We start from the raw sequence: 23004 nt of genomic DNA, 5'->3' as shown, positions 1-23004 counted from the left end.
GCCACCGGCTTACCGTAACGATGGCTCATGCGCTTGTTGTTGACGCGACAATGCGCCACTCGCTTTGGCACGCTTTGCTGCCGCTAGCCCTGCCCTGCGCCCAGAAAAGCTGGCATCACCAATACTAATACCAGAGCTATAACCCGCGCCTCGACGAGGTACACCACAGGCGGTTCGCCCAGCGGCATATAATCCAGAAATTAACGTTCCATCAGTTTTACGCACTTCACCTGTGGGCTCAGTATCCAGCCCACCTAAGGTAAAGTAGGGCATATACACACCACGCTCAGGGGTGATATCTAAGGCGACCAATGGCGGTGTTAACACTCGCAGCCACTCAGGCTGTTTGTGAAACAGCGGATCTTCACCTTGTGCGGCATGCTCATTATAAAAATTCATGGTATGTGATAACGAATTCGCAGCCAAACCTAGCTCTTGCTCGAGTTCTTCAGCGCTATCTGCGGTGGCGACGACATCGGCATTAAGGAAGTTCATTTGCTCGTAATCACCATAGGCTTCGACATCGACAATCAAGTAGAAACGATCGCTATTTTGTTCAAGTAAATGACTACCCACACGTCCATGATAAGCGTCTTCATTAATAAAACGCTGACCTTTGTCGGTGACGATGATGCCATACGTTAACGTCGACGGCGGGTAAAATGGTAAGCTAGCGAAGCCTTCATGCATGTTTATCGCTGCAGCGCCCATCGACATACCCATTTGTATGCCTGCACCGGTATCTCCTGGGTTACCAATAGGCGTATTACAACGAGCAAAGCGCGGTGCATATTGCTTTAACATGGTTTGATTCATCACAAAACCACCGGCACATAGGATCACCCCACCATTTGCTTTTACATTAAGCTCTTGACCATTAATGCGCACCACAAGGCCAATAACGTTTTCACTGTCGTCATGAATCAAACACAATGCACGAGCTTCAAGATGAACATTTACCCCAAGTTCAATTGCTGTTTGCTCTAAGTGCTCCATAAACACTTTACCAGCGCCCATACCTTGCATTTTTACCACATGCGCACGGGGCACAGGCTGGCAATGATTTATCTCTGGCCAAGACTTTTCATTACCACTCCATATCAAGCAATCATCGCTGAATGGTTCAACTAGACGTTCGTCAAGGTAAGACTCTTTAAACGGAATACCTTTTGCCTCAAGCCAATCAAAATGCGCACTGGCTCCTTCGGCATAGGCGCGAATTTTCGCTTCGTCTGCTTGCGGGCTATGTTGCATCATTAGGTAGTTGTAAAGGTTTTCAGTGCTATCGCTAAAACCAAACAAGTTTTGCATACGGGTGCCACCGCTACCACCAAGATAAACTTCGCCACCCGACAATGCGGTCGAGCCACCTATAGCAGAGCCTGCTTCAAACACATCCACCTTAACGCCCGTTTCGGCAGCTTCAATTGCAGCACAGCTTCCTGCGGCACCAAAGCCAACAATGGCTACATCGGTTTCGATATGCCATTGTTGGATTTCGCTTACTTTCTTAGGTTTACTTGCTACAGACTTTTGCGAAACAGTCATTGTTGCTCTTCCCTCATTCGCTTCCCTAACACTTTAGAGATTGTTTTTTATACGATAATATCCTCTCAGCAAGATACAGACATAACCAATAAGGACTAACAGCAAAGATAAAATGACCGTGAGGGGATAGCCAGCGAATAAAGGAGGTAGCAAGCACGCTACAAGACAGTGAGCTTGCGCTGATTTTTGGCATTTAGCTGGTTTACGGAACGAGGCTACTCGCTAAGTAACTCTTTAACGATAAGCTTCAGCAAATAGGTTTCGCGCTCAATCGACATACCTTTTTTGTCACTGTTGGCCATGGTATTTTCATTGTGATTGATCGCATCAAAAATATTGACCCAAACTGGGCGCATACCATTGGCTATTTCGTGTTGTTCTAGCTGTGTGTCTGCCAACTCTTCATCGATGTCACAGGTGTAACAAAACGATTCCATGTGCATGATATCAAAATCGTTTTTGTACCAAGGGCGAAATTCTTCGTAGCGACCAAAGGCTTTAATATTGCGAATATTTTGCGCACCGGTTTCTTCAATCAGTTCGCGCACCAAGCCTTGTTGTAAATCTTCACCTTCATCAACGCCACCACCCGGTAAGGTATAATCGTGATAACGCTCAGTGTAAAGCAACAGAATATCCTCACCGCGTAAGATAATGGCACGCGCCGCTTGGCGATGAAAACTGCTGGCACATAGGTTTTCTAGGCTTGGATGAGTGGTCGTTCTTAGTAAACGCATAATTTAAAAATTAAAGGCTGAATAGGCGCGTAGTATATCAGCTTTGGCGCCAAAAATTGACTTTGTCGCCTTAGTTTTGGTACCAGCTACCATCCTTATTGGGCACAAACCATGGTTTTGAGTACCAATAATAACGTCCCGGTTTAGCAATACTTGGTGCGGTGCAATTAGCGCGTTGGCGTCCTGGCGCAAAAGCACCGGCAAAACCCATCGCAAATTGATTATCCGTCTGCCAATTAATCTCAGCTTTTCCTTTACCACTAATAAAGCAACTCAGCATATTTGGATAAAAGTCCTTAACCTCAAGGTTTATCTCGGTATCCGGCTGTTGCCCATAAGGCACAATAGTGGCTGAGCGTTGCGTTTGCTCACTCACATTAAATGCTAACGCATTGAGTTTATTTTTTAACGGCCCGATTTGATCATAGGGCATAGATGCCGGAAACCTCGGGATTGCGGTTAAATCGGTGTGCTCACCAACCGCGCCTGATTGCTGAGTAAACACCACATAGCCCAGCTTTTCTAACTGTTGCTGCGCTTTGGGTGTGTACTCACCATAAGGCAAGGCAAAGTAACGCCAGCTTTGACCTGTATGCTGCTCAATAATTTTTTCAGCTTGCTGTAATTCCGTCAGTTTTTCAGTCAACCAAACATCGTTATCAACACCCGCAGGTACTTTAATCAAGGAATCATGCGCTAAACCGTGATTGGCGATAAGCACACCATCATCAACCATGTGCTTTATTTGTGGCCAAGTTAAATAGCTGCCTTGTTTATCTGGCACTGTGCTGGGATTAATAAACACGGTGTAAGGATAATTAAACTTGGTTAATAATGGGTGACCGTTATGGAGAATATCGCTGTAGCCATCGTCAAAGGTGATCACTACGGTTTTATCTTCTAGTGGCTGTTTGGCTTTGAGTTTATCCACCATTTCGTTAAGTGGGATCACCTTAAAGCCATTATCGCGAAAATACTGTAAGTGTTTCGCAAACTGTTGTGGCGTTATTGAGGTACTTTTCGGCGTTGAATCACTGACATGGTGATAAACCAGTACCACTGTCGCGCGACTTTCAAAAATCATTAAAGCAAAGATAAATGATAATAATATAAGGATTTTTTTCATATTGCGGTGCGCCAAATAACGCCTTCCTGTAAACTAAACAAACCGTGATATTCAGTTGACCCAAGGCATTTACTACCAAGGCTTAAAACTGAATAGTGGCAAGACTCAATTTTGCCACAAAGTAGCACACTTAAACATACGACCGAACCTAAATCCAATGACCACCTAACAGGAGAACCCGTTGTCCGCTGTCAATAAAGAGCGCAAAGCACTGTTTGCTCTAGCCCTCCCGATGATTTTGTCTAATATCACCATCCCCTTACTTGGCTTGGTTGATACGGGGGTTATTGGTCATTTACCTGAGGCCTATTATCTTGGCGCCAGTGCTGTGGGAGCGATGCTGATATCGGTTATCACTTGGTTTTGTGGTTTTTTACGTATGTCGACCACCGGACTCGCCGCGCAAGCTTATGGTAAACAAGCCAGCCAAGATGCGTTTAGCGTGCTCACTCGGGGGCTAGTGGTTGCGATTGTTATAGGCTTGCTCTTTATCCTTTTGCAAAATGTTTATATTGATGCCGGACTTTGGCTTAGCGGCGCAAGCGAGCAAGTACTCACATACACTAGGCAGTATAGCGAAATTCGTATTTGGGGCTTACCTGCAGCACTAGCCAATTTAGTGATACTGGGTTGGTTATTAGGCATGCATCAAGCGAAAAAAGCCATGTGGCTACTGATCATAACCAATCTCATAAATCTGCTGTTAGATTTACTATTTGTTATTGGCTTTGATTTAAAAATTGCCGGTGTGGCTTATGCAACGCTTATCGCCGAATACAGCTGTTTTACTATTGGTATGTGGATGGTCGCCAACTCACTGAAAATTCATAGTAAACAATTGCTGATAAACATCAAGCTACACTGCAAAGAGGCGATGAATAAAAGCAGCCTTATTCCTTATCTAAAGCTTAATAGCGATATCGTCATCCGCACCCTATGTTTAGAAGCGTGCTTCGTTTTTATTACCTTTCAAGGTGCTCGTTTAGGCGACACCGTTGTCGCAGCCAATGCGATTTTACTTAACTTTTTATTGCTGATTTCATTTGGTCTCGACGGCATTGCTTATGGTGCCGAAGCAAGAGTGGGCAAAGCTAAAGGTGAAAATAACATCGAGGCCATGCAATTATCGGTACAAGTCGCCAATCGTTACAATCTAGTGTTCGCCATACTCTATTCATTCATTTTTTATCTGTTTGGACATTTTTTCGTCGAGCTACTTACCGACATAGATGCCATCATCACGATCACTCATGAGTTTATGCCATGGATTGTTATCCTACCGATTATTGCCTGTTGGTGTTATTTATACGATGGTATTTATATTGGTCTAACTGAGGGACGCATCATGCGTAATTCCATGCTAGTCTCCACGTGTTTGGTGTTTTTTCCCTGTTGGTTTATCTTCAGTCACTGGGGCAATCACGGCATATGGTTGGCATTTTGCTTATTTATGGCCAGTCGTGGCATAACCTTGTATTGGCACTACCATTATCGTTTTATTCCCAAACATCGCGAGCCGTAACATCTGGCGCGATAATAACAATAATTATTGGAATATATTATGTTCGTAACTCTAAGCCTCATTGCTATCGCAATGTTGGTCGCCCTTTGGGTATTAGCCAAGGTATTGCATTACCCCCGTAATATTTGTGTGTTGTTTTTTACCAGCCCATTATTGGCCTGTATTGGCCCAACGGTAACCTTTATTGGTGGCTTATTAGCAACCAAGATTGCACCAAGCGAAAAGCTAGCAACCCTGCCGTTAACCTTAATGATTGTGGGTACTGCGTTAGGCACCATTATTGTCAGTCAACTTAATCAGCGCCTAGGTCGTAAGCAAGCCACCAATATAGGCTATGGTTTGGCACTCATTGGCTGTTTACTCGCTATGTTCTCAGCCGTACAAGGGTGGTTTTATCTATTATTGCTAGCAACCCTGTTTATGGGTTTTTCTATTGCCTTTAGCTTGCAGCTGCGCTTTGCCGCCATTGAAAGCGTGGCAAGCACACAATCGGCAAGTGCCGTCTCAGTATTAATGCTATCGGGGATTTTTGCGGCGATATTAGGCCCTGAAATGGCCTTATTTAGTAAAGACTGGATAGCCTCAGAGCATGGCTATGCTGGCTCATTTCTTGGTTTAGCGATTCTTATCAGTATCTCGTTTGCTGGTTTTCAGCTATTTAGCAACCCTATTGTGCAAGACTCACAACAACAGCACAGCATGGCTGGACGTAATTTATCGCAAATCATCAAACAACCCAGCTTTATTATCGCCTTAGGCTCTGGCGCTATCGGTTATGGTCTTATGAGTTTTGTGATGACGGCAACGCCATTAAGTATGCACGATATGATGGGTCACTCGCTGGCTGATACCAAGTGGGTAATTCAATCGCATATTGCGGCGATGTTTTTACCGTCATTTTTTACCGGTCTGCTAATTAAAAAATTCCACACAGGTACGGTGATGGCAACCGGCACTATTATGTATGCTCTCGTCATCATCGTCGCGTTAAGTGGCCAACATGTGATGCACTATTGGTGGGCGTTGGTATTGCTAGGGGTAGGCTGGAATTTCTTGTTTACTATTGGCACTGTGATACTGCCAGAAAGCTACCAAAGTCACGAGCGCTATAAAGCACAAGCGCTCAATGATTTTGTTATTTTCTTTACTCAAGCATTGGCGTCATTATTAGCTGGCTGGTTGCTGTTTACCAGTAGCTGGGATTACGTGGTACTGACCATGCTACCGTTTGTACTATTGATGTCATTAATATGCGCTTGGCATATAAAAAGGCGCATGCAACCGCTAAAAACTGAACGTATGGGCGATCAAGCGCGCGATTAGCCAAGCGTTGTATAAAGACAAAAAACCCGACATACGTCGGGTTTTTTAATAAATAATTGCCACAGCCAATTAATAGTAAGAGTGCTCACCACGTTGGTGCTCGGTTACATCGCGAACACCTTTAATTTCATCACCCATCATAGCGATTAGCTGTTTTTCTACGCCTTCTTTTACGGTTAAGTCAATTTGGCTACAACCATTACAGCCACCACCAAATTGTAAGATAGCATAACCATCTTCAGTGATTTCCATCAATTGACACTCACCACCGTGACCGGCTAACTGTGGGTTAACCTCAGATTGAATAAAGTAATTTACGCGATCGTATAATGGCGCGTCGTCAGCAACTTTACGAAGTTTCGCGTTTGGTGCTTTTAACGTTAACTGCGATCCCATTTGATCGCTAACAAAATCGATTTCAGCGTCTTCTAAAAAGCGCTCACTGTCTTTATCAACTAACGCCGCAAAACCATTGTATTCAATACGGATATCGTCTTCTTCAATGGCTTCTGGTGGACAATATGACACACCACATTCTGCTTGTGCGGTTCCTGGGTTTACCACGAACACACGAATACAGGTGCCTTCAGCCTGCTGCGACAGTAGCTTTACGAAATGCTCCTGTGCGGTATCACTAATTTTAATCATTTGTGTCTCGCTTTATGCTTACATCTCACGCGTAGTATGTTGCCCTGCAACATACCCGACTATTTAACTCAAGTATGGGGGCTATAATACGCTTCTCAAGCGCAAACTTCCAAATTAATTGACATTTTTTATCAAGATAAATCCCTGTGAGTCAGTAAATTAACCACTACTTTGCTTATAAATTTTGCTAAAGTATTAAAATTAAAATGTTTATTGCCTCTATACCCGTGAAGGAGTTTGTTTTGTTTAACATCATACGAGTATGCTCTGTGGCGCTATTATTGGTTGCAAATACCCTGTTTGCAGCGCCACTTTCTTACTATTTTCCCAATCAAGATCAATACCGCCCAAATATCCCAACACCAGAGCAGGTATTGGGCTTTGAGGTAGGCGAACGCCATATTCGTCATGACCAATTAATCGATTACTTTGAGCAACTGGATCAAGCCAGTGAACTGGTTGAAGTTAGACAAATGGGCTACAGCCAAGAGCACCGTAAACAAATTATTGCCACCATCAGTAGCCAACAAAATTTAGCGCGTTTAGATGAGATCTTAAGCAACCGACAAAGTAGCACTAAGCAAGCTGATAATGATCCGGCGGTAGTTTGGCTAGGGTATAGCATTCATGGTAACGAAATCTCAGGTGCTAACGCGTCACTCTTGGTGGCTTATCAACTAGCCGCGGCGATAAATAACAACATCGATAAGTTGCTTGATAACCTTGTTATTGTTATTGAGCCAAGTATGAATCCTGATGGCATGGACCGATTTACCACCTGGGTGAATACCAATCGCAATCAAAGCGTTAATACCGATCACAACCATCGTGAGCACCACTTGCAATGGCCATCGGGGCGTACCAATCATTATATGTTTGATCTAAATCGTGATTGGTTACCACTAACACAGCAAGAAAGCCGTAACCGTTTGCGTGTATATCATCACTATAAGCCAAACGTGCTTGGTGATTTTCATGAAATGGGCCGCCATGCCAGCTACTTTTTTCAGCCCGGCGTGCCATCACGTAATAACCCGTTAACGCCAAGCGAAAACTTCGATTTAACCAAGTTAATTGCCGGCTATCATGCCAAAGCACTCGATGCCGAGAACCGTTTATATTATTCGGAAGAAAGTTTTGATGACTTTTTCTATGGTAAGGGCTCAACCTATCCTGACATAAATGGCACCATTGGTATTTTATTCGAGCAAGCAAGCTCTCGAGGTTACATCACAGATTCGGCTAATGGCATCTTAACCTTTGCTTTTGGTATTAAAAATCACGTACTCACCTCGTTTTCAACCCTCACGGCCGCCAGTGATAACAAAACCAAACTGCACAACTATCGTCACCAGTTTTATCAACAAATTGAAGACTTAGCTGACGAAGATGATTTTGCTGGCTTTTTATTTACCGAACCTCATGATCGCAGTCGCCTTAATGCCTTTTTAGAACTGCTTAGCCAGCACCAAGTCAGTGTTTATCCATTGCAAAAAGATTATCAAGACGATGATAATACTTACCAAGCACAGCACAGCTTCTTTGTGCCACTTGAGCAAGCCCAGTATCGTTTAGTAAAGACTTTGTTTAACAAAGTGACGACCTTTAACGACAACACCTTTTATGATGTATCCGGCTGGACCATGCCATTAGCCTATAACATCAGCTTTACCAAAGTAGAAACCAATCGGGGCTTAAGTATTTCATCAACGCCTTGGCAAAAAACGGCCAACGACGTCATGCGCCCAGCCAGTGACGCCTATGCTTATGCGTTTCATTGGGATGATTATCTGGCACCTAAATTACTTAACAAGCTACTTAATGCGGGCATTCGCGCCAAAGTAAATACCAAAAAATTTAGTGCCTTAGTCGCAAACGAGCGCATGTCATTTGACCGCGGTAGCATCATTATCCCTGCTGCCTTGCAAACCAATAAAAACTGGTTTGCCACGTTAACTCAGTGGCAGCAACAAATTGGTATCGACTTATACGCGATTGAAACTGGCTTTAACCAGGGCATCGATATTGGCAGTCCATCGCTGCGCCCATTAAACCCGATAAAAGTGTTGTTAATTGGTGGCCATGGGATATCGCAATACGAAGCGGGTCATATGCTTTACTACTTGGACTCGCAATTAAATATTCCAGTAAGTGTGGTCGATACGTATCGTCTTAGTCACATCGATTTTAATGACTACAGTCACATTATCATGGTCGACGGCAATTATGAGCAGTTACCGCAAAATAGCGAAAAACGCTTCGCCGATTTTGCTCAGCAGGGTGGAACACTGATCGCCCAAAAAGGTGCGGTGAAATATCTCGCCAATCATAAGATCCTCAATGCTGAATTTGTCACAGCCTCCGATATTGATCGTGCCTTTAATACCAATGGCTTGAGTTATGAAGACAAGCAAACCTTGCATGCCGAAAAGCTCATCGCCGGTACTATTTTTGAAACGGAAATAGATTTATCGCATCCCCTTGCCTATGGCTACAATAAACCCGACTTAGCCATCTTTAAAAACTCGACCGATATTATTACCTTGCCTGCAACGCCATTTGTTACAGTCAATCGCTACCAAAGCGATCCGCTTATGAGTGGCTATGCCGCACCACAACTTGTCGATCTCGTTGCTGGTAATGCGTCCATCATCGCTCACGATGTCGGTCGCGGTCGAGTCATTGCCAGTGATGCTAATTTAGTATTTCGGGGCTACTGGCCAGGAACCGCGAAAATCATCGCTAATAGCTTGTTTTTCTCAAAAGTATTTAGCGCTATCCCGTAATTCATTTGCTCGGGCTGTTGATCACTGGTTAACAGAAACTAGTCTCGGCGCATGACTGGCAACGATAAGGCAACGGTATATACCGATACCGTTGCCACACCATGCTTGAGCAATAATTTGGCTATCATATTTGCCGTAGTTCCGGTGGTAAGGACATCGTCAACAATGGCAACATGCTTACCTTTTATGGTGTCAGCCGCGCTCGGTGTAATATAAAAACTATTTTTTAGTGCCATGCGTCGTTGCACACCACTTTTACCAACTTGTCGCTGTAAGCTCTGCCTACGACCGATAAGGCTAGTGTCAACAAATCCGCCAATTTCTCTGCTAATGATGTCAGCAAGTAATAACGCTTGATTAAATTGCCGTTGCCGTAAACGCAGCGGCGATAATGGCACCGGTACTAATAGGTCTGCCACATGGTACGGGTTTTGTTGTTGGTGCTGATTTGACTCTCGAATTAGCTTTAGTGTCGCGACCAATAAATGAGCAAGCACTGGCACTAACTCTACCCGTCGTTGATACTTAAGCTGCATTAGCCAAATATCAAGAGGCCATACGTAAGGGCAAGCACAGACTAACTGCTGAAAAGCCATTTTTGGTAAATGCCCCACAATTGCCGGGTGATTGAGTAAATTACCTGCAAGTTGTTGATAATCAAAGCCTGCTAGGTCCTGATGACAGCATTTGCATAAAAGTGGTAAGTGATGACTCGGCTGGCGGCATAAATCACATAACGAGGGACAAAAGCGCTGAAACGCTTTAGCTCCGCGTCGCCAAAGTCGACTGATTTGATCAGAAGGGAAAATTTCCATTGTCGCTATCCATTGCGTAAAATAAATGTTATCCGTTATCAATCAAAGCATAGTTAATAATGACCCAAACAGCTGAAAAACAGCTTAATTCCCGTGTCGAAGGAAACGGCGAGCATCTTGTTTTCATCCATGGTTGGGGCCTAAACAGCGCCATTTTTTCGCCTATGGTCGATATGTTCAAGCAGCAATTTACCGTCACTTGTATCGATTTACCCGGTTTTGGCGATAATGTCGATAGTCATCTAAAAGACTACAGTCTAGGCAACCTTGCAACGGCAGTTGCCGATGTAATTGACCAGCCGAGTATTGTCGTTGGTTGGTCACTTGGCGGGCTTGTTGCCAGTGAACTTGCCCTGCATCATAGTGACAAAGTTAAAGCCGTTGTAACCATTACCAGCTCGCCTTATTTTGTTGATGATGAGCATTGGCCGGGTATCAAGCCAGAATTATTAAGAGGCTTCCATCAGCAACTCGCAGTAAGCGCCGATAAAACCATCAGTAATTTTTTGCGTATTCAGGCCATGGGGGCAGCACACGTGCGTGCCGATATAAAAGAAATAAAAGCACTTATAGATAGCCGCCCACATGCGAGTAAAGAAACACTTGATGCCTCGCTGAGTTTATTAGAAACCGTCGATCTACGCGCCAAAATCCAAAATATTGATATACCATTTTTGCGTTTGTACGGTCGTCTCGATTCATTAGTTCCCAAGGCTGTCATTGAGCAAATGGATAAGTTAGTGCCTCAATCTGACAGCTATACTTTCTATGGTGCCTCACATGCACCATTTATTTCCCACAAAGATGAATTTAAACAAGTGCTTTGCGATTGGATTAGCGGTATAAAGTAACCATTAGCAAAATAAAAACAAAGATTTAAAAACAATAACTTGCTGAGGACACCATGACATCACCACTAGCTCAACCCTTGACTCTCCCGTGCGGTGCAGTGATACCTAATCGGCTATGTAAAAGTGCCATGACCGAAGGTTTAGCGGATCCTTATGACCGCCCAACCGAGCAACACAACACCTTGTACCGCACTTGGTCACATGGTGGCACCGGCTTACATATTACTGGCAATGTCATGGTAGATCGGCGCTATTTAGAGCGTGCCGGTAACGTTGTTCTTGAAGATGACTCAGCATTAGATGCCTTTAAAGCTTGGGCTCAAGCAGGCCAAGTGGCTGGTAATCATTTATGGATGCAAATATCGCATCCGGGGCGACAATGCGCGACGCTAGTAAATAGCCAACCGGTATCACCCTCGGATGTGCAGCTACATATCATGGGTATGTTTTCTAAACCTAGAGCACTGAGACAGCAAGAAATTGATGACATTATTCAGCGTTATGCCACCACCGCCGCGCTTGCCAAACAAGCGGGTTTTAGTGGTGTGCAAGTGCATGCTGCCCATGGCTACTTAATCAGCCAATTTTTATCACCAAAAACCAACTTACGTAAAGATCAATGGGGCGGTAGCCTTGAAAACCGTGCTCGTTTTGCCCGTTCGGTTGTCCAAGCGGTACGCAAAGCGGTGGGGCCAGAGTTTCCTATTGGCGTTAAACTCAACTCAGCCGACTTTCAACAAGGTGGCTTTACCCTTGAAGAATGCGTGCAAGTTGCTAGCTGGCTGAGTGAAGATGGCATTGATTTGCTGGAAATTTCTGGTGGTACCTACGAGCAATTAAGTTTTATTAGCGTTGACGCAAGCGAAGTAAGAGAAAGCACGCGCCGCCGTGAGGCGTATTTTATAGAATATGCTGACGCGATAAAGCAACATGCTAAAGTGCCGCTAATGATCACCGGTGGCTTTCGCTCACGCGAAGTGATAGAGCAGGTTATTAGTGACGGCGAAGTTGACATGGTTGGCTTGGCAAGACCTTTGTGCACCGATGCCGACGTTTCACAAAAACTCATAAACGCCGAAGTCGACTACATCGATGATTATGAGTATAAACTCAAACTTGGTGATGGTTTTTGGGGCAATAACAGTCCATTAGGGCTCATTAAGTCGATGAACTCTGTTGGCCAGATAAGTTTTTATTATCAAAACATCATTCGCCTTGCCAATAATCAACCACCCATAACCGATTCACTCAAGGTTGCACCATTGTTTTTTCGTCACTTATACAATGATACTTGCTTGAACTTAAAGCGTAATAAAGCACAAAATAAAACATTAATTTCTAAAGATTAATTAGCAGTACAGGGAGCTAAGATGGAACAACTCGACAGCCAGATAAAAGACTACCTCAGTTACTTTGGCGACAACGTATTTTTGCAAGCAGGCGTCGTCGTGCTTGCCTCACTGGTTGTTGCTTGGCTTATTGATAAAGTCGTTATTACTTGGATTCAAAAGTTAGCGAGCAAAACCAATGGCAAGTTTGATGACCAGTTAATTGAACTGTTACATAAACCGCTGTTTTACTCGGTGGTTATCTTTGGTCTTGCCATCGCCTCAAAAATTGCTGAAGCGCCTGATGAAGTAACCAAATACCTATTCCCTATGTTTTACACTGTGCTGGCCATTATGTGGACATTATTTGTGATGCGCATTACCCGCATTATTTTGCACAGCGTTGCAGCCAATGATAGGCGTTTTAAAATCTTACACATGCAAACCTTGCCACTGTTTGAAAACTTGGCGCTGATTCTGATTTTCGTTGTTTCGATTTATATGATTTTCTCGTCATGGAACATCGATATGACCGCATGGCTTGCCTCGGCTGGTATTGTCGGTATTGCCGTGGGTTTTGCCGCTAAAGACACCTTAGCCAACTTATTTTCTGGGGTGCTGATCATGGCCGACTCACCCTACAAAATTAAAGACTATGTTGTATTAGAATCCGGTGAGCGCGGTGAGGTAACCAACATTGGTTTACGTAGTACTCGCATATTGACCCGTGATCATATTGAAATTACCATCCCCAACTCGGTTATGGGTAACACAAAAATTGTTAATGAATCGGCGGGACCTAGCACTAAATCACGTATTCGCGCCCAAGTCGGTTGCGCCTATGGCAGTGATCTTGATTTAGTACAAAAAGTGCTTAACAGTGTAGTGCAAGAAGAAGATGAAATTTGCTCATACCCACCACCCGTTGTGCGTTTTCGTACCTTTGGCGGCTCAAGTTTAGACTTTGAAGTGATGGGCTGGATTGAAAATCCTGGCGATCGTGGCCGTATTTTGCATCAAATCAATAATGCCATTTACCGAAAATTCGCGGAGAACAATATAGAGATCCCATACGCGAAGCGCGACTTATACATAAAAGAAGTACCGGAAAGCTTACTCGCTGCTAGAGCCATAGAACAAGCTGGCCTCACCGACAAAAAACACGCTGATGGCAATCAACAAAGTCAGCAATATGGCGTAAGAAGTCATATTGTTGGCGATTCTAATGCATCAACTAGGGACACGGATATATGATCGCTTGGCCTGCCGTTGTTAAACACGATGGCGAAGATGAGTTGATTTACATCGTCAGTGAGCAAGACTGGCTTAATGATGAAGAAATGTTGTTGTACGTGTTTAGCGATCGTGACGTGCTTATCGATAGCCACGGTCACGTGTTTTCATTGCCTGCTGTGCAACAAAATATGGCAAGCACCGAAGTGCTAGGCACAGCAACACTGGAGAATATGATTGAGCTTGCTCAACTCCACGCTGCGGTTAACCAACAATGCTGCGTTGGCAAAATTGGCGCTGGTAATATTGCCGAAGTGATGCAAATCATCGCCTCTATGCAAGATAATTAATTTAATTCATCATCGGCTGTTAATCCCTGAAAAGCAGATACCCAAAAGTTAAGGTGTTTTCAGTGCCTTTGCGCAGAAAAGTAATGCCTAAACGGGAGTTTTCTGTATTTTGTTCCATGGTGATAGGGATGTGATAGGGAATTAACAAATGGTTGCGAATCGAAATCTCCGTGCCAAACACTCCGTGACGCAACCTTCGTGTCGGAACTTGCGACACGGCTATTTGAACGTTAAAATAACCTAATTAGCAATGACGGAACCGATCATGAATATAGACTATTTCCCGAAAACAAAAGTTACTGGCGTAGCATTTTGTAATAGAACTAATGAGCGAGCAAAGTTAAGTAAGTACATAAAAATTGGCCGCCACTGCTGGATTCAAGAATACAGGAGGCATGGTAAAACATCCCTTGTTGAACAAACAATAGATGACATACATGCAGCAAATGATATTAAGATAGTCTATCAAAGAGTTCATCTTCGTTTCACGTCGGATATTGATAATGTTGTTAAAAAAATCATAACGGCTATCGACAACCTCACCCATTCAATACTTACCAGCAAGCTAGACTCAAAAGATCTAAACCATCTATTACATAGAGGCTCTGAAATCCTTTCTAGTGTGTACCAAAAACTCACTCCCTCTTTGAGAATTGAGAACACCAAGTTGCAAGTTTCTACCACAATCACATACGACTTGGACACTCTAGAAGCTGCACTAAAAGGCTTGGATAAACTAGCCAATAAATTTGAATTTCGCGCTGTGCTCTTCATTGATGAGTTTCAAGAAATTGGAAAGTTGAAAAACTTCATGCAAGTGGAATCAGCTATCCGCGAATGTTTGGAAGACGCTAAATCGACAACATTTATCTTAGCCGGCTCTGAACGCGCTCTGATGAGGCAAGCAATGACCGATCAGAAGAGACCATTGTATAACCAAACTCAAACGTTTGAATTATCACGCATTAAAGCCGAGCATTATCAGGTTCACCTAAATAAACTCGCCATCAAACGATGGAATGAAGAACTTAACTCCAAGGCATTTGAACGCGTAATGTTTTTAACGCAAAGACACCCTTATTACGTCAACAGCTTGTGTGACGAGCTATGGCTTAATGATACAGCGCCAACAGCCGAAGATGTCAGTGACGCTTGGGAATACATCATACAAGTTGCAGCTCGTGAAAATGCACATGAAATCACGTCATTAACACCAAATGAACGCAAAGTAATTATGGGTATTGCTAAAGGTATTAACACTCAAATGAGAAGCGCTGACGTTGTTAGAAAACTGAATTTAGCACCATCATCTATTAAGTCAGCAATCGACCAGCTAATCAAAAGCGACAGAATAGGGCTTGATATAAAAACTAACACTTATTATGTTGTAGACCCAGCGCTAGCCACCATTGCTATCCAAGAATCTTAATATTGATTCAACGTTAAGCGCCAAGACCCGTAAGCTATTGTACTTTTTATTAATCGAAGTGCTTGAATAGGTCGTTGCTAGAACAAAAAACGGGATCAACTGATCCCGTTTTTGCATCAATCAGCAATGAGCGACTTTTATAATATTAACAGCCCCATTCTAGAACGGGGCAAACGTTAAACAATTTACGCCTTATTCGATACCGTACTGGTCACGATAGGCTTTAACCGCATCTAAGTGCTGTGCCATATCGCCTTTTTCAGTTAAGTAGCTGATCACATCGTTTAAGCTAACAATAGCAACCACGCTGGTACCAAAGTCACGCTCAACTTCTTGAATAGCCGATAACTCGCCTTGACCTTTTTCTTGACGGTCAAGAGCGATTAACACGCCAGATAACTCAGCGCCATTGGCTTTAATAATTTCCATTGATTCACGAATTGCCGTACCTGCGGTAATTACGTCATCAACCAGCATTACTTTGCCTTCTAGCGCAGAGCCTACCAAGTTACCGCCTTCACCGTGGGTTTTCGCTTCTTTGCGATTAAAGCAGTACGGTACGTCTGTATCGTGGTGATCAGCAAGCGCGACCGCTGTCGTTGTTGCAATTGGAATGCCTTTGTACGCTGGGCCAAACAGTAAATCGTAATCGATACCAGAATCAGCCAAAGCCGCCGCATAAAAGCGACCTAAACGAGCAAGGTCACGACCTGTATTAAACAAACCGGCATTGAAAAAATAAGGGCTAGTACGACCTGACTTTAAGGTAAATTCACCAAAGCGTAAAACCTGTTTCTCTAGAGCAAACTCTATAAACTCGCGTTGATAATCTTTCATCGTTTTTCCTGTGACTGCTTACTATTTAGTTTAATGCTGCTTTTTGCGCATCAAATAATTCGTTAATACCCGCTTTTGCTAGTTGCATCATTTCGGCCATTTCATCAAAACTAAATGGTGCTTCCTCAGCGGTACCTTGTACTTCAATTAGCTTACCAGTGTCGGTCATTACCACATTCATGTCGGTTTCTGCCGCGCTGTCTTCTGGGTAGTCTAAATCAGCTACCGCTACGCCTTCATAGATACCAACCGATACAGCCGCAATCATGTGCTTAAGAGGGTTAGTTTTTAAAATGCCTTTGGCGCGCATGTGATCAAGTGCATCAACAAGTGCGACACAAGCACCAGTGATTGATGCTGTACGAGTACCACCGTCAGCCTGAATAACGTCACAGTCAACGGTAATCGTGTTTTCGCCTAAAGCCGCTAAATCAACTGCCGCACGTAACGCACGGGCGATTAAGCGTGAGATTTCTTGCGTGCGACCACTTTGCTTGCCTTGTGTCGCTTCACGACGCATACGAGTATGAGTAGAGCGCGGTAACATGCCGTATTCAGCGGTGATCCAACCTTTGCCTTGGCCTTTAAGGAATCGTGGTACCCCTTCTTCAACACTGGCGGTACAGATAACTTTGGTGTCGCCAAATTCAATTAACACTGAGCCTTCAGCGTGAGCGGTAAATTGACGGGTAATGGTTACTGGGCGGATCTGCCCGGCACTTCGGCCACTTGGTCGCATAGTCATTCCTAATTTATTAATTTTTACTGGCGGCATTATATAGAAACCGCCCATTATTTAACAGGTACAGGGGTTATTTATGGCGAAATTTGCTATTAGGTGCAAGTTACTGAAATTTAGTTAATACTAACAAGGTCATATTCCGTAACAGTAATACCAATCACATTAAGTTATTGCTCACTCAGTGAGAGTTTAAAAGCTTTTATGCTGTGTAATTGGTATAAGCCACAACTAAGACTCAGTGTAGACTAAAAATGATATTCAACAGACGTATCCTGCAGTTCAGCATTGCCTGCTTATTGGCACTATGCAGTGTTGTTAGCAATGCCAGTGAACAGCAAGCATCAGCCCAGCAAACAGTTGCTGGGCAAGGTGGCTCAACCTTACCCGTATACTCTACTGTTTACGATGCCAAACGCGATCCATTTGCCGACGCTAAAGCGGCCATTACGCTGGCCAACCAAACTGATCGCAATATACTGATTGAAATTGGTGGTAGCTGGTGCTCTTGGTGTAAAAAAATTGACGCCTTTTTAACAGCCAATCCGGATGTTCAACACGCCCTAAATGCTAATTTTGTTCGCCTAAAGGTTAGTGTTAGCGATGAAAATGAAAACTCGGCATTTATGGCCGGTTTACCGCCAGTACTGGGTTATCCACATATGTACGTATCGACCGCTCAAGGTAAAGTGATGCTATCGAAAGATACTGCTGAATTTTTAATTAATGGTGAGTACTCAAAAGAGCGTTGGTTAGCCTTTATTGATAGCTTCGGATTTGCCAATAACCAAGCGAACTTGCAAAAACAGGCGCAATTAAGCCAACAAAACAACAGCGACGAATAATAACCACAATATACAGCTATGGGTATTTATGAACAGTTTCTTTGATGACAACTATCAACCACCAAAGTCAATTGTCGCGAGAATTTCTCGCCGGCAGTTTTTAAAAGCAGCAGCCGTAACCTCTGCCATAACCGCCCTTCCCGCCAGCACATTGGCCAAAGCAGCTAACGTAGACTTTAACGTTGAGCCATGGGCAACCCTAGATCATGTCATGCAACACCTATTGCCAAGCTCTGAAACTGGCCCAGGCGCCAAAGACTTTGCAGCGATTAACTACCTTTATTTACTTATTACAGAGCAACCGATAGCCGAAGACGAAAAGCAGTTTATTAAAAACGGCGTTGGCTGGTTAAACGGTTACACTGAAAAAAACATGAGCGCTAAATTTATTCACTTAACCACAGCACAAAAAGAACAGGCCTTAAAACAAATAAGCCGCTCCCGTGCGGGTGAAAACTGGATCTCTACCCTATTAAGCTACCTGTTCGAAGCCATGCTTGCGCCAAGCGCTTATGGCGGTAATCCAAACGGCATTGGCTGGCAGTGGTTAAATCACCAAGCTGGATTTCCAATGCCAAGTAAAGATAAACGCTATTGGCAACTGCCCGCCTATGGACAAATAAACGTAAAACAAGGATAGGGACATACCATGACAAACAACGCAAACAACGACTACGATGCGGTTATCGTTGGCAGTGGTGCCGGTGCATCTCCTGTTGCCTATACACTTAGCAAAGCAGGCTATAAGGTGTTGGTACTTGAAAAAGGGCCTTGGCTTACCGAACAAGATTTTTACAAAGACGAACTTGCTTGCTGTAGACGCACCACCTACTCACCAAAGCTAGAAGACGAGCAACACGTTATCGAAGAAGAATATGAAGACAGCGACGGTAACAGCTACTGGCAAGGTGAAGCCACCAGTGAATCAGGCTGGGATTTTTGGAACGGCAATATGGTCGGTGGCTCGTCGAATTTAATGAGTGGCTATTTTCATCGCCTAAAACCGATGGACTTTCGCCTTAAAAGTGAGTTTGGCGACATTGATGGCGCCAATGTGGTCGACTGGCCAATTAGCTACGATGAGCTCGCCCCATACTATGACATGGTCGACAACGTTGTTGGTGTTTCTGGTAAAGTGGTTAAACACCCATACCTTGAGCCTCACAATGGCGATTACCCATTTCCACCAACCGCTGAACATCCGATATCGGCATGGATAGACCAAGCCGCCAAAGACATTGGCTATCATAGCTTCCCAGTACCTCGTGCGGTATTATCAAAGCCGGCCATGGGCCGACAAAGCTGTGAATACTCTGGCTATTGTTCAAGTTACGGGTGCTCTTCTGGCGCCAAAGGCAGTGGCCGTGCTGCCTTACTTAACCATGCTGTAGCAACCGGTAATTGCACCATAAAACCACACAGTAAGGTGTTCAAACTTGAGTCTGACGCGACAGGCAAAGTGGCTGGCGTATGGTTTTACGACAAACTCAACCGAAAACACAAAGTCACCGGCAATATTTACGTTGTTGCCTGCCAAGCCATTGAAACATCACGATTGTTGCTTGCCTCTAAAGGCGATAAACACCCTAACGGTTTGGCAAACAACCATAATCAAGTAGGTAAAAACTTACTATTTTCTGCCGGCGGCACCGGCCGTGGTGACTTTTTATTTTCAGAGCTTAGCGATACCCAAGAGCAACAATTGCGCGTTGTTGGCCCGTTTATAAACAGAGCCCTGCAAGACTGGTATAAAATCGATGACAAGCAATTTGGCAACGCCGCCAAAGGTGGCACCATCGACTTTTTATTCCACCAAAACCCGATATCAAAAGCCGGTGGTAGCCAATGGGATGACAACGGCGAGCTAGTATGGGGTGAGCAACTCAAGAAAAACCTCTTTGACGCCTTTAATTTTGGCAAAACATTACGCTTTGAAGTATTTAACGACTGGCTACCAAACGACGACTGTTATGTATCGCTAGACCAAGAAACAACCGACAAATGGGGCGACCCCGTTGCCAAAGTACGCATTGGCGCACACCAACACGACTTAAAGGTAGGTGAATACTTAGCAAACAAAGCTGAAACGTTACTCGAAGCGATGGGCGCAACCAACATCAGTTCGTCGGTAAGCTCATACCCTGCCGCGAATTTACAAGCCGGAGGCTGTCGCTTTGGTGATGATCCTAAAACCTCCGTACTCGATAAAAACTGCAAAGCACATGATGTAGACAACCTGTACGTTACCGATGCCTCGTTTATGCCAACAGGTGGCAGCGTACCGTACACCTACACCATTTACGCCAACGCCTTTCGTGTTGCCGATGCCATCAAACACCAACTAGCGCTAGCGAAAAGCTAGCGCCTGTTGCATAATTCGGGTTAGCAATTGGCACCATATTAGCAATAACGCAGAGCGTGCCGATTGCCCTTACACAAACTAACCAGAATAAGGGTAACAACCATGATCCACTCTATGACCGCCTTTGCACGCTTTGAAGTAAAAAGCGATTGGGGCAACGCCGTTTGGGAAATCCGCTCGGTTAACCAACGTTTTCTAGAAACCTACTTCCGCTTACCTGAACAGTTCCGAGGTTTAGAGCCAGTATTAAGAGAGCGTTTTCGCAAGCACTTAAACCGCGGCAAAGTGGAATGTAGCCTACGTTTTAATGCCAACCCTGCCGCCAAAAGTAACTTAAGCATTAACGAAAAACTGGCAGAGCAACTGATCAACAGTGCCAAATGGATCAACGAAAAAGCCGGTAACAACACCTTAAACCCTGTTGATATTATGCGCTGGCCTGGGGTGATGGAAGCTGAAGAAGCCGACATGGATACCATTTCAGCGGAGCTTTTAAAAGGCTTTGACCAAGCGCTAACCGACTTTAAAGCGGCTCGCGCTAGTGAAGGTGCCAACATGGCCACGCTCATTACTGACCGCTTAGACGCCATTAGCGAGCAAGCAACCCAAGTAAAAGCGCACATGCCAGAGATCATCAAATGGCAACGTGAACGCATTCAAGAAAAATTCAATGACGCAGGTATTGAACCAGACTCAACGCGCCTTGAACAAGAACTGGTATTACTGGCACAAAAAATGGATGTAGACGAAGAAATCGACCGCTTATTCAGCCACGTAAAAGAAACGCAAAAGATCCTTAAAAAAGGTGGCCCACAAGGCCGACGCCTAGACTTTATGATGCAAGAGTTCAACCGCGAAGCCAACACCCTAGGCTCTAAATCAATCAACACAGACATCACAGCAGCTGCTGTGGAACTGAAAGTATTGATTGAGCAGATGAGAGAACAAATTCAGAATATTGAATAATACCTCGTAAAGAAGTTAACACTAAAAAAGCCCTGCGCACGCAGGGCTTTTTCTTCTCCAGTTTTTGCGAACACTGCCAACCATTAAGTCAAATAATATTTAAGCCCACCCGAAGTGTTCAAAAAGGTGTACCTTTCTGGACAGATCAAAAAAGTACTATAAGGTTGTTCAAAAAGTTATATATAAGCATTTCTGTACTGTACACACAACTGCACCAAACATTTTGTACACAAGGGGATAAAATAATGAAATTAGGCTATGCTCGAGTTAGCACGACTGATCAAGACTTACAAATTCAAATCGACTACCTCACAAGTCTTGGCTGTGAAAAAATATTTTCTGAAAAAGTATCGGGTAAATCACTAAATAGACCCAAGTTAAACGAGTTGATGAGCTTTGCTCGCGAAGGTGACACTATCATTGTTACCAAGACCGATCGCCTAACAAGAAATACAATAGATGCCCTCACCATAGCAAAGCAGCTCAAAGACAATGGTATTGGCCTTAAACTTCTAGATTTAGGCGACGTTGATATCAATAGTGACCTTGGTCACGTTATTTTTACGGTCATGTCTACATTTGCAGAGCTAGAGCGCAAACGTATTAACCAACGCAGAAAAGAAGGCCAAGAAAAAGCAAAAGCAGAGGGCAGGCACTTAGGCAGACAAAAGAACATGAAATTGCGGGAAGAAATAATTATGCTGCTTAATACTGGTGTCTCAAAACATGCTATAGCTAAAAGGCTTGGATGCAGCAGAACAACCGTTTATAGCGTTTCGAAAGAGAGGACGGTGTAACCATACCTATGACACCATACCTATGACGATAGGTAATCTTTATTTTCCTGTATCAAAAAATATATACAAAAGTTAAATAGTTCAGTCTAGTTGGTTATTTTGATCAGTCGTTAAAAGACTTTCAGACGCCTCTCAACAAGGTGCTTAAAAGATATTGTCCTCGTTTGTCTAACCATAAAGTGTAGTGGTCAAGTTAAATTGTGAATTTAACGTCGAGCAATATGTTCAAGAAGTTCTAATTCTATATTACCGGGGATAATAATCGGAAAGCCACAATTACAACAGTCTTCATGATAGTCATACCTCTCCCTAAAAATAAACTCTCTGAACGCTGCTAAACATTCAAGTTGACCGAGAAATTGATAAAACACAAGCAGTGTAAATTCTCTAGATGTTGTCATCCACCCGCTATTACTGAAACTTATGGAGCTATCACCTGATATCAATGAATTGAAATTCAAAGTTGTTGCTGTACTATCGAATTTGTGCCAAATATTTTTAGCATCCAAGAAACTAGATATAAGATATCTATCTGTTTTGAAATCCTCGTAAATTAAATTATCTAACTCAGTATCAACTATAAGTCGCTTACCTGTTTCAGTAATATCACGCCAAAATAAATTTCGTTCCCAATGATTACCAGTTTTTCTATAAAAAACAGACTTTAAAATCGGAATATTATTCAAGTACTTATACCTAACCCAACTAAAATAGCCTAATATTCTAATTTATTAAGCATGAATCTAGACTCCAAAAGTAATA

General features: G+C 43.6%; 21 protein-coding genes. 13 read left to right on the top strand and 8 right to left on the bottom strand.

The features are described from left to right. Window positions 1-9 precede the first annotated feature (9 nt). The 3 genes from ACAX20_RS01230 to ACAX20_RS01220 form a co-directional block, all read right to left on the bottom strand. The gene (locus tag ACAX20_RS01230; RefSeq protein ID WP_371187881.1) at window positions 10-1548 is read right to left on the bottom strand and encodes an FAD-dependent oxidoreductase; all 1539 of its coding nucleotides are present in this window, start codon (window positions 1546-1548) and stop codon (window positions 10-12) included. A 215-nt stretch (window positions 1549-1763) separates the two neighbouring features. Then, window positions 1764-2285 (bottom strand): NUDIX hydrolase, encoded by a 522-nt coding sequence (locus ACAX20_RS01225; protein WP_371187879.1) that lies wholly within the window; start codon window positions 2283-2285, stop codon window positions 1764-1766. Window positions 2286-2355: 70 nt separating this feature from the next. Beyond that, on the bottom strand, window positions 2356-3411 hold the full coding sequence (locus ACAX20_RS01220; RefSeq protein WP_371187877.1) for a polysaccharide deacetylase family protein: 1056 nt from the start codon (window positions 3409-3411) through the stop codon (window positions 2356-2358). A gap of 181 nt (window positions 3412-3592) precedes the next feature. Here ACAX20_RS01220 and ACAX20_RS01215 point away from each other — a divergent pair, with 181 nt between their 5' ends. Both ACAX20_RS01215 and ACAX20_RS01210 read left to right on the top strand, forming a co-directional pair. Beyond that, window positions 3593-4933 carry an MATE family efflux transporter gene (locus ACAX20_RS01215; protein ID WP_371187875.1) on the top strand — a complete coding sequence of 447 codons (1341 nt, stop codon included), beginning with the start codon at window positions 3593-3595 and terminating at the stop codon, window positions 4931-4933. Window positions 4934-4972: 39 nt separating this feature from the next. Continuing rightward, window positions 4973-6256 carry an MFS transporter gene (locus ACAX20_RS01210; RefSeq protein ID WP_371187873.1) on the top strand — a complete coding sequence of 428 codons (1284 nt, stop codon included), beginning with the start codon at window positions 4973-4975 and terminating at the stop codon, window positions 6254-6256. A 69-nt stretch (window positions 6257-6325) separates the two neighbouring features. Here the strand turns inward: ACAX20_RS01210 and nfuA are convergent, their stop codons facing one another. Beyond that, entirely contained in the window at window positions 6326-6904 is a 579-nt protein-coding gene (gene nfuA / locus ACAX20_RS01205; RefSeq protein ID WP_371187871.1) for a Fe-S biogenesis protein NfuA, read from the bottom strand. A gap of 242 nt (window positions 6905-7146) precedes the next feature. Between nfuA and ACAX20_RS01200 the strand changes: the two genes are divergently transcribed. Next, window positions 7147-9690, top strand: a complete 2544-nt coding sequence (locus ACAX20_RS01200; protein WP_371187869.1) for a M14 family zinc carboxypeptidase — start codon at window positions 7147-7149, stop codon at window positions 9688-9690. A 38-nt stretch (window positions 9691-9728) separates the two neighbouring features. Here ACAX20_RS01200 and ACAX20_RS01195 read toward each other — a convergent pair whose 3' ends face one another. After that, the gene (locus tag ACAX20_RS01195) at window positions 9729-10505 is read right to left on the bottom strand and encodes a ComF family protein (protein ID WP_371187867.1); all 777 of its coding nucleotides are present in this window, start codon (window positions 10503-10505) and stop codon (window positions 9729-9731) included. A gap of 59 nt (window positions 10506-10564) precedes the next feature. Here ACAX20_RS01195 and bioH point away from each other — a divergent pair, with 59 nt between their 5' ends. The 5 genes from bioH to ACAX20_RS01170 all read left to right on the top strand — a co-directional run bounded on the left by bioH (window position 10565) and on the right by ACAX20_RS01170 (window position 15696). Then, a complete protein-coding gene (gene bioH / locus ACAX20_RS01190) occupies window positions 10565-11356 on the top strand; it encodes a pimeloyl-ACP methyl ester esterase BioH (protein ID WP_371187866.1) in 792 nt (263 codons plus the stop codon). A 53-nt stretch (window positions 11357-11409) separates the two neighbouring features. Further along, entirely contained in the window at window positions 11410-12705 is a 1296-nt protein-coding gene (locus ACAX20_RS01185; protein ID WP_371187865.1) for an NADH:flavin oxidoreductase/NADH oxidase family protein, read from the top strand. A gap of 21 nt (window positions 12706-12726) precedes the next feature. After that, window positions 12727-13938 (top strand): mechanosensitive ion channel family protein, encoded by a 1212-nt coding sequence (locus tag ACAX20_RS01180; protein ID WP_371187864.1) that lies wholly within the window; start codon window positions 12727-12729, stop codon window positions 13936-13938. Further along, window positions 13935-14267 carry a DUF4144 family protein gene (locus ACAX20_RS01175; protein ID WP_371187862.1) on the top strand — a complete coding sequence of 111 codons (333 nt, stop codon included), beginning with the start codon at window positions 13935-13937 and terminating at the stop codon, window positions 14265-14267. Before ACAX20_RS01180 ends, ACAX20_RS01175 begins: the two co-directional genes overlap by 4 nt. A gap of 265 nt (window positions 14268-14532) precedes the next feature. Then, the gene (locus ACAX20_RS01170; RefSeq protein WP_371187860.1) at window positions 14533-15696 is read left to right on the top strand and encodes a hypothetical protein; all 1164 of its coding nucleotides are present in this window, start codon (window positions 14533-14535) and stop codon (window positions 15694-15696) included. A gap of 192 nt (window positions 15697-15888) precedes the next feature. Here the strand turns inward: ACAX20_RS01170 and pyrE are convergent, their stop codons facing one another. Both pyrE and rph read right to left on the bottom strand, forming a co-directional pair. Continuing rightward, window positions 15889-16533, bottom strand: a complete 645-nt coding sequence (gene pyrE, locus ACAX20_RS01165) for an orotate phosphoribosyltransferase (RefSeq protein WP_371187858.1) — start codon at window positions 16531-16533, stop codon at window positions 15889-15891. 25 nt (window positions 16534-16558) lie between these two features. Further along, window positions 16559-17272: a ribonuclease PH gene (gene rph, locus ACAX20_RS01160; protein WP_371187856.1), complete on the bottom strand. Its 714-nt coding sequence runs from the start codon at window positions 17270-17272 to the stop codon at window positions 16559-16561. A 254-nt stretch (window positions 17273-17526) separates the two neighbouring features. On the opposite strand from rph, the gene ACAX20_RS01155 reads away from it, so the two are divergent. From ACAX20_RS01155 to ACAX20_RS01135, 5 genes are all read left to right on the top strand, one after another. Beyond that, the gene (locus tag ACAX20_RS01155) at window positions 17527-18117 is read left to right on the top strand and encodes a thioredoxin family protein (protein WP_371187854.1); all 591 of its coding nucleotides are present in this window, start codon (window positions 17527-17529) and stop codon (window positions 18115-18117) included. Window positions 18118-18145: 28 nt separating this feature from the next. Then, window positions 18146-18757: a gluconate 2-dehydrogenase subunit 3 family protein gene (locus tag ACAX20_RS01150; RefSeq protein WP_371187852.1), complete on the top strand. Its 612-nt coding sequence runs from the start codon at window positions 18146-18148 to the stop codon at window positions 18755-18757. A gap of 9 nt (window positions 18758-18766) precedes the next feature. Next, window positions 18767-20479 (top strand): GMC family oxidoreductase, encoded by a 1713-nt coding sequence (locus tag ACAX20_RS01145; protein WP_371187850.1) that lies wholly within the window; start codon window positions 18767-18769, stop codon window positions 20477-20479. A 102-nt stretch (window positions 20480-20581) separates the two neighbouring features. Continuing rightward, window positions 20582-21445, top strand: a complete 864-nt coding sequence (locus ACAX20_RS01140) for a YicC/YloC family endoribonuclease (protein ID WP_371187848.1) — start codon at window positions 20582-20584, stop codon at window positions 21443-21445. 245 nt (window positions 21446-21690) lie between these two features. After that, on the top strand, window positions 21691-22242 hold the full coding sequence (locus tag ACAX20_RS01135) for a recombinase family protein (RefSeq protein WP_371187846.1): 552 nt from the start codon (window positions 21691-21693) through the stop codon (window positions 22240-22242). A 206-nt stretch (window positions 22243-22448) separates the two neighbouring features. On the opposite strand, the gene ACAX20_RS01130 is transcribed toward ACAX20_RS01135, so the two are convergent. Next, on the bottom strand, window positions 22449-22928 hold the full coding sequence (locus ACAX20_RS01130) for a hypothetical protein (protein ID WP_371187844.1): 480 nt from the start codon (window positions 22926-22928) through the stop codon (window positions 22449-22451). Window positions 22929-23004 lie beyond the last annotated feature (76 nt).

The organism is Thalassotalea sp. Sam97, assembly GCF_041379765.1.
Taxonomy (GTDB): Bacteria; Pseudomonadota; Gammaproteobacteria; order Enterobacterales; family Alteromonadaceae; genus Thalassotalea_A; species Thalassotalea_A maritima.
Note: the sequence above shows the minus strand (reverse complement) of the source record. Positions and strands in the feature narration are given on the sequence as shown.

What these genes read in the sequence shown, in the direction of transcription:
- ACAX20_RS01180 (WP_371187864.1), top strand. Translation starts at nt 12,727, where the DNA reads ATGGAACAACTCGACAGCCAGATAAAAGACTACCTCAGTTACTTTGGC.
- ACAX20_RS01195 (WP_371187867.1), bottom strand. Translation starts at nt 10,505, where the DNA reads ATGGAAATTTTCCCTTCTGATCAAATCAGTCGACTTTGGCGACGCGGA.
- ACAX20_RS01150 (WP_371187852.1), top strand. Translation starts at nt 18,146, where the DNA reads ATGAACAGTTTCTTTGATGACAACTATCAACCACCAAAGTCAATTGTC.
- ACAX20_RS01175 (WP_371187862.1), top strand. Translation starts at nt 13,935, where the DNA reads ATGATCGCTTGGCCTGCCGTTGTTAAACACGATGGCGAAGATGAGTTG.
- nfuA (WP_371187871.1), bottom strand. Translation starts at nt 6,904, where the DNA reads ATGATTAAAATTAGTGATACCGCACAGGAGCATTTCGTAAAGCTACTG.
- ACAX20_RS01230 (WP_371187881.1), bottom strand. Translation starts at nt 1,548, where the DNA reads ATGACTGTTTCGCAAAAGTCTGTAGCAAGTAAACCTAAGAAAGTAAGC.
- ACAX20_RS01155 (WP_371187854.1), top strand. Translation starts at nt 17,527, where the DNA reads ATGATATTCAACAGACGTATCCTGCAGTTCAGCATTGCCTGCTTATTG.
- pyrE (WP_371187858.1), bottom strand. Translation starts at nt 16,533, where the DNA reads ATGAAAGATTATCAACGCGAGTTTATAGAGTTTGCTCTAGAGAAACAG.
- ACAX20_RS01220 (WP_371187877.1), bottom strand. Translation starts at nt 3,411, where the DNA reads ATGAAAAAAATCCTTATATTATTATCATTTATCTTTGCTTTAATGATT.
- rph (WP_371187856.1), bottom strand. Translation starts at nt 17,272, where the DNA reads ATGCGACCAAGTGGCCGAAGTGCCGGGCAGATCCGCCCAGTAACCATT.
- ACAX20_RS01170 (WP_371187860.1), top strand. Translation starts at nt 14,533, where the DNA reads ATGAATATAGACTATTTCCCGAAAACAAAAGTTACTGGCGTAGCATTT.
- ACAX20_RS01140 (WP_371187848.1), top strand. Translation starts at nt 20,582, where the DNA reads ATGATCCACTCTATGACCGCCTTTGCACGCTTTGAAGTAAAAAGCGAT.
- ACAX20_RS01185 (WP_371187865.1), top strand. Translation starts at nt 11,410, where the DNA reads ATGACATCACCACTAGCTCAACCCTTGACTCTCCCGTGCGGTGCAGTG.
- ACAX20_RS01225 (WP_371187879.1), bottom strand. Translation starts at nt 2,285, where the DNA reads ATGCGTTTACTAAGAACGACCACTCATCCAAGCCTAGAAAACCTATGT.
- ACAX20_RS01210 (WP_371187873.1), top strand. Translation starts at nt 4,973, where the DNA reads ATGTTCGTAACTCTAAGCCTCATTGCTATCGCAATGTTGGTCGCCCTT.
- bioH (WP_371187866.1), top strand. Translation starts at nt 10,565, where the DNA reads ATGACCCAAACAGCTGAAAAACAGCTTAATTCCCGTGTCGAAGGAAAC.
- ACAX20_RS01135 (WP_371187846.1), top strand. Translation starts at nt 21,691, where the DNA reads ATGAAATTAGGCTATGCTCGAGTTAGCACGACTGATCAAGACTTACAA.
- ACAX20_RS01145 (WP_371187850.1), top strand. Translation starts at nt 18,767, where the DNA reads ATGACAAACAACGCAAACAACGACTACGATGCGGTTATCGTTGGCAGT.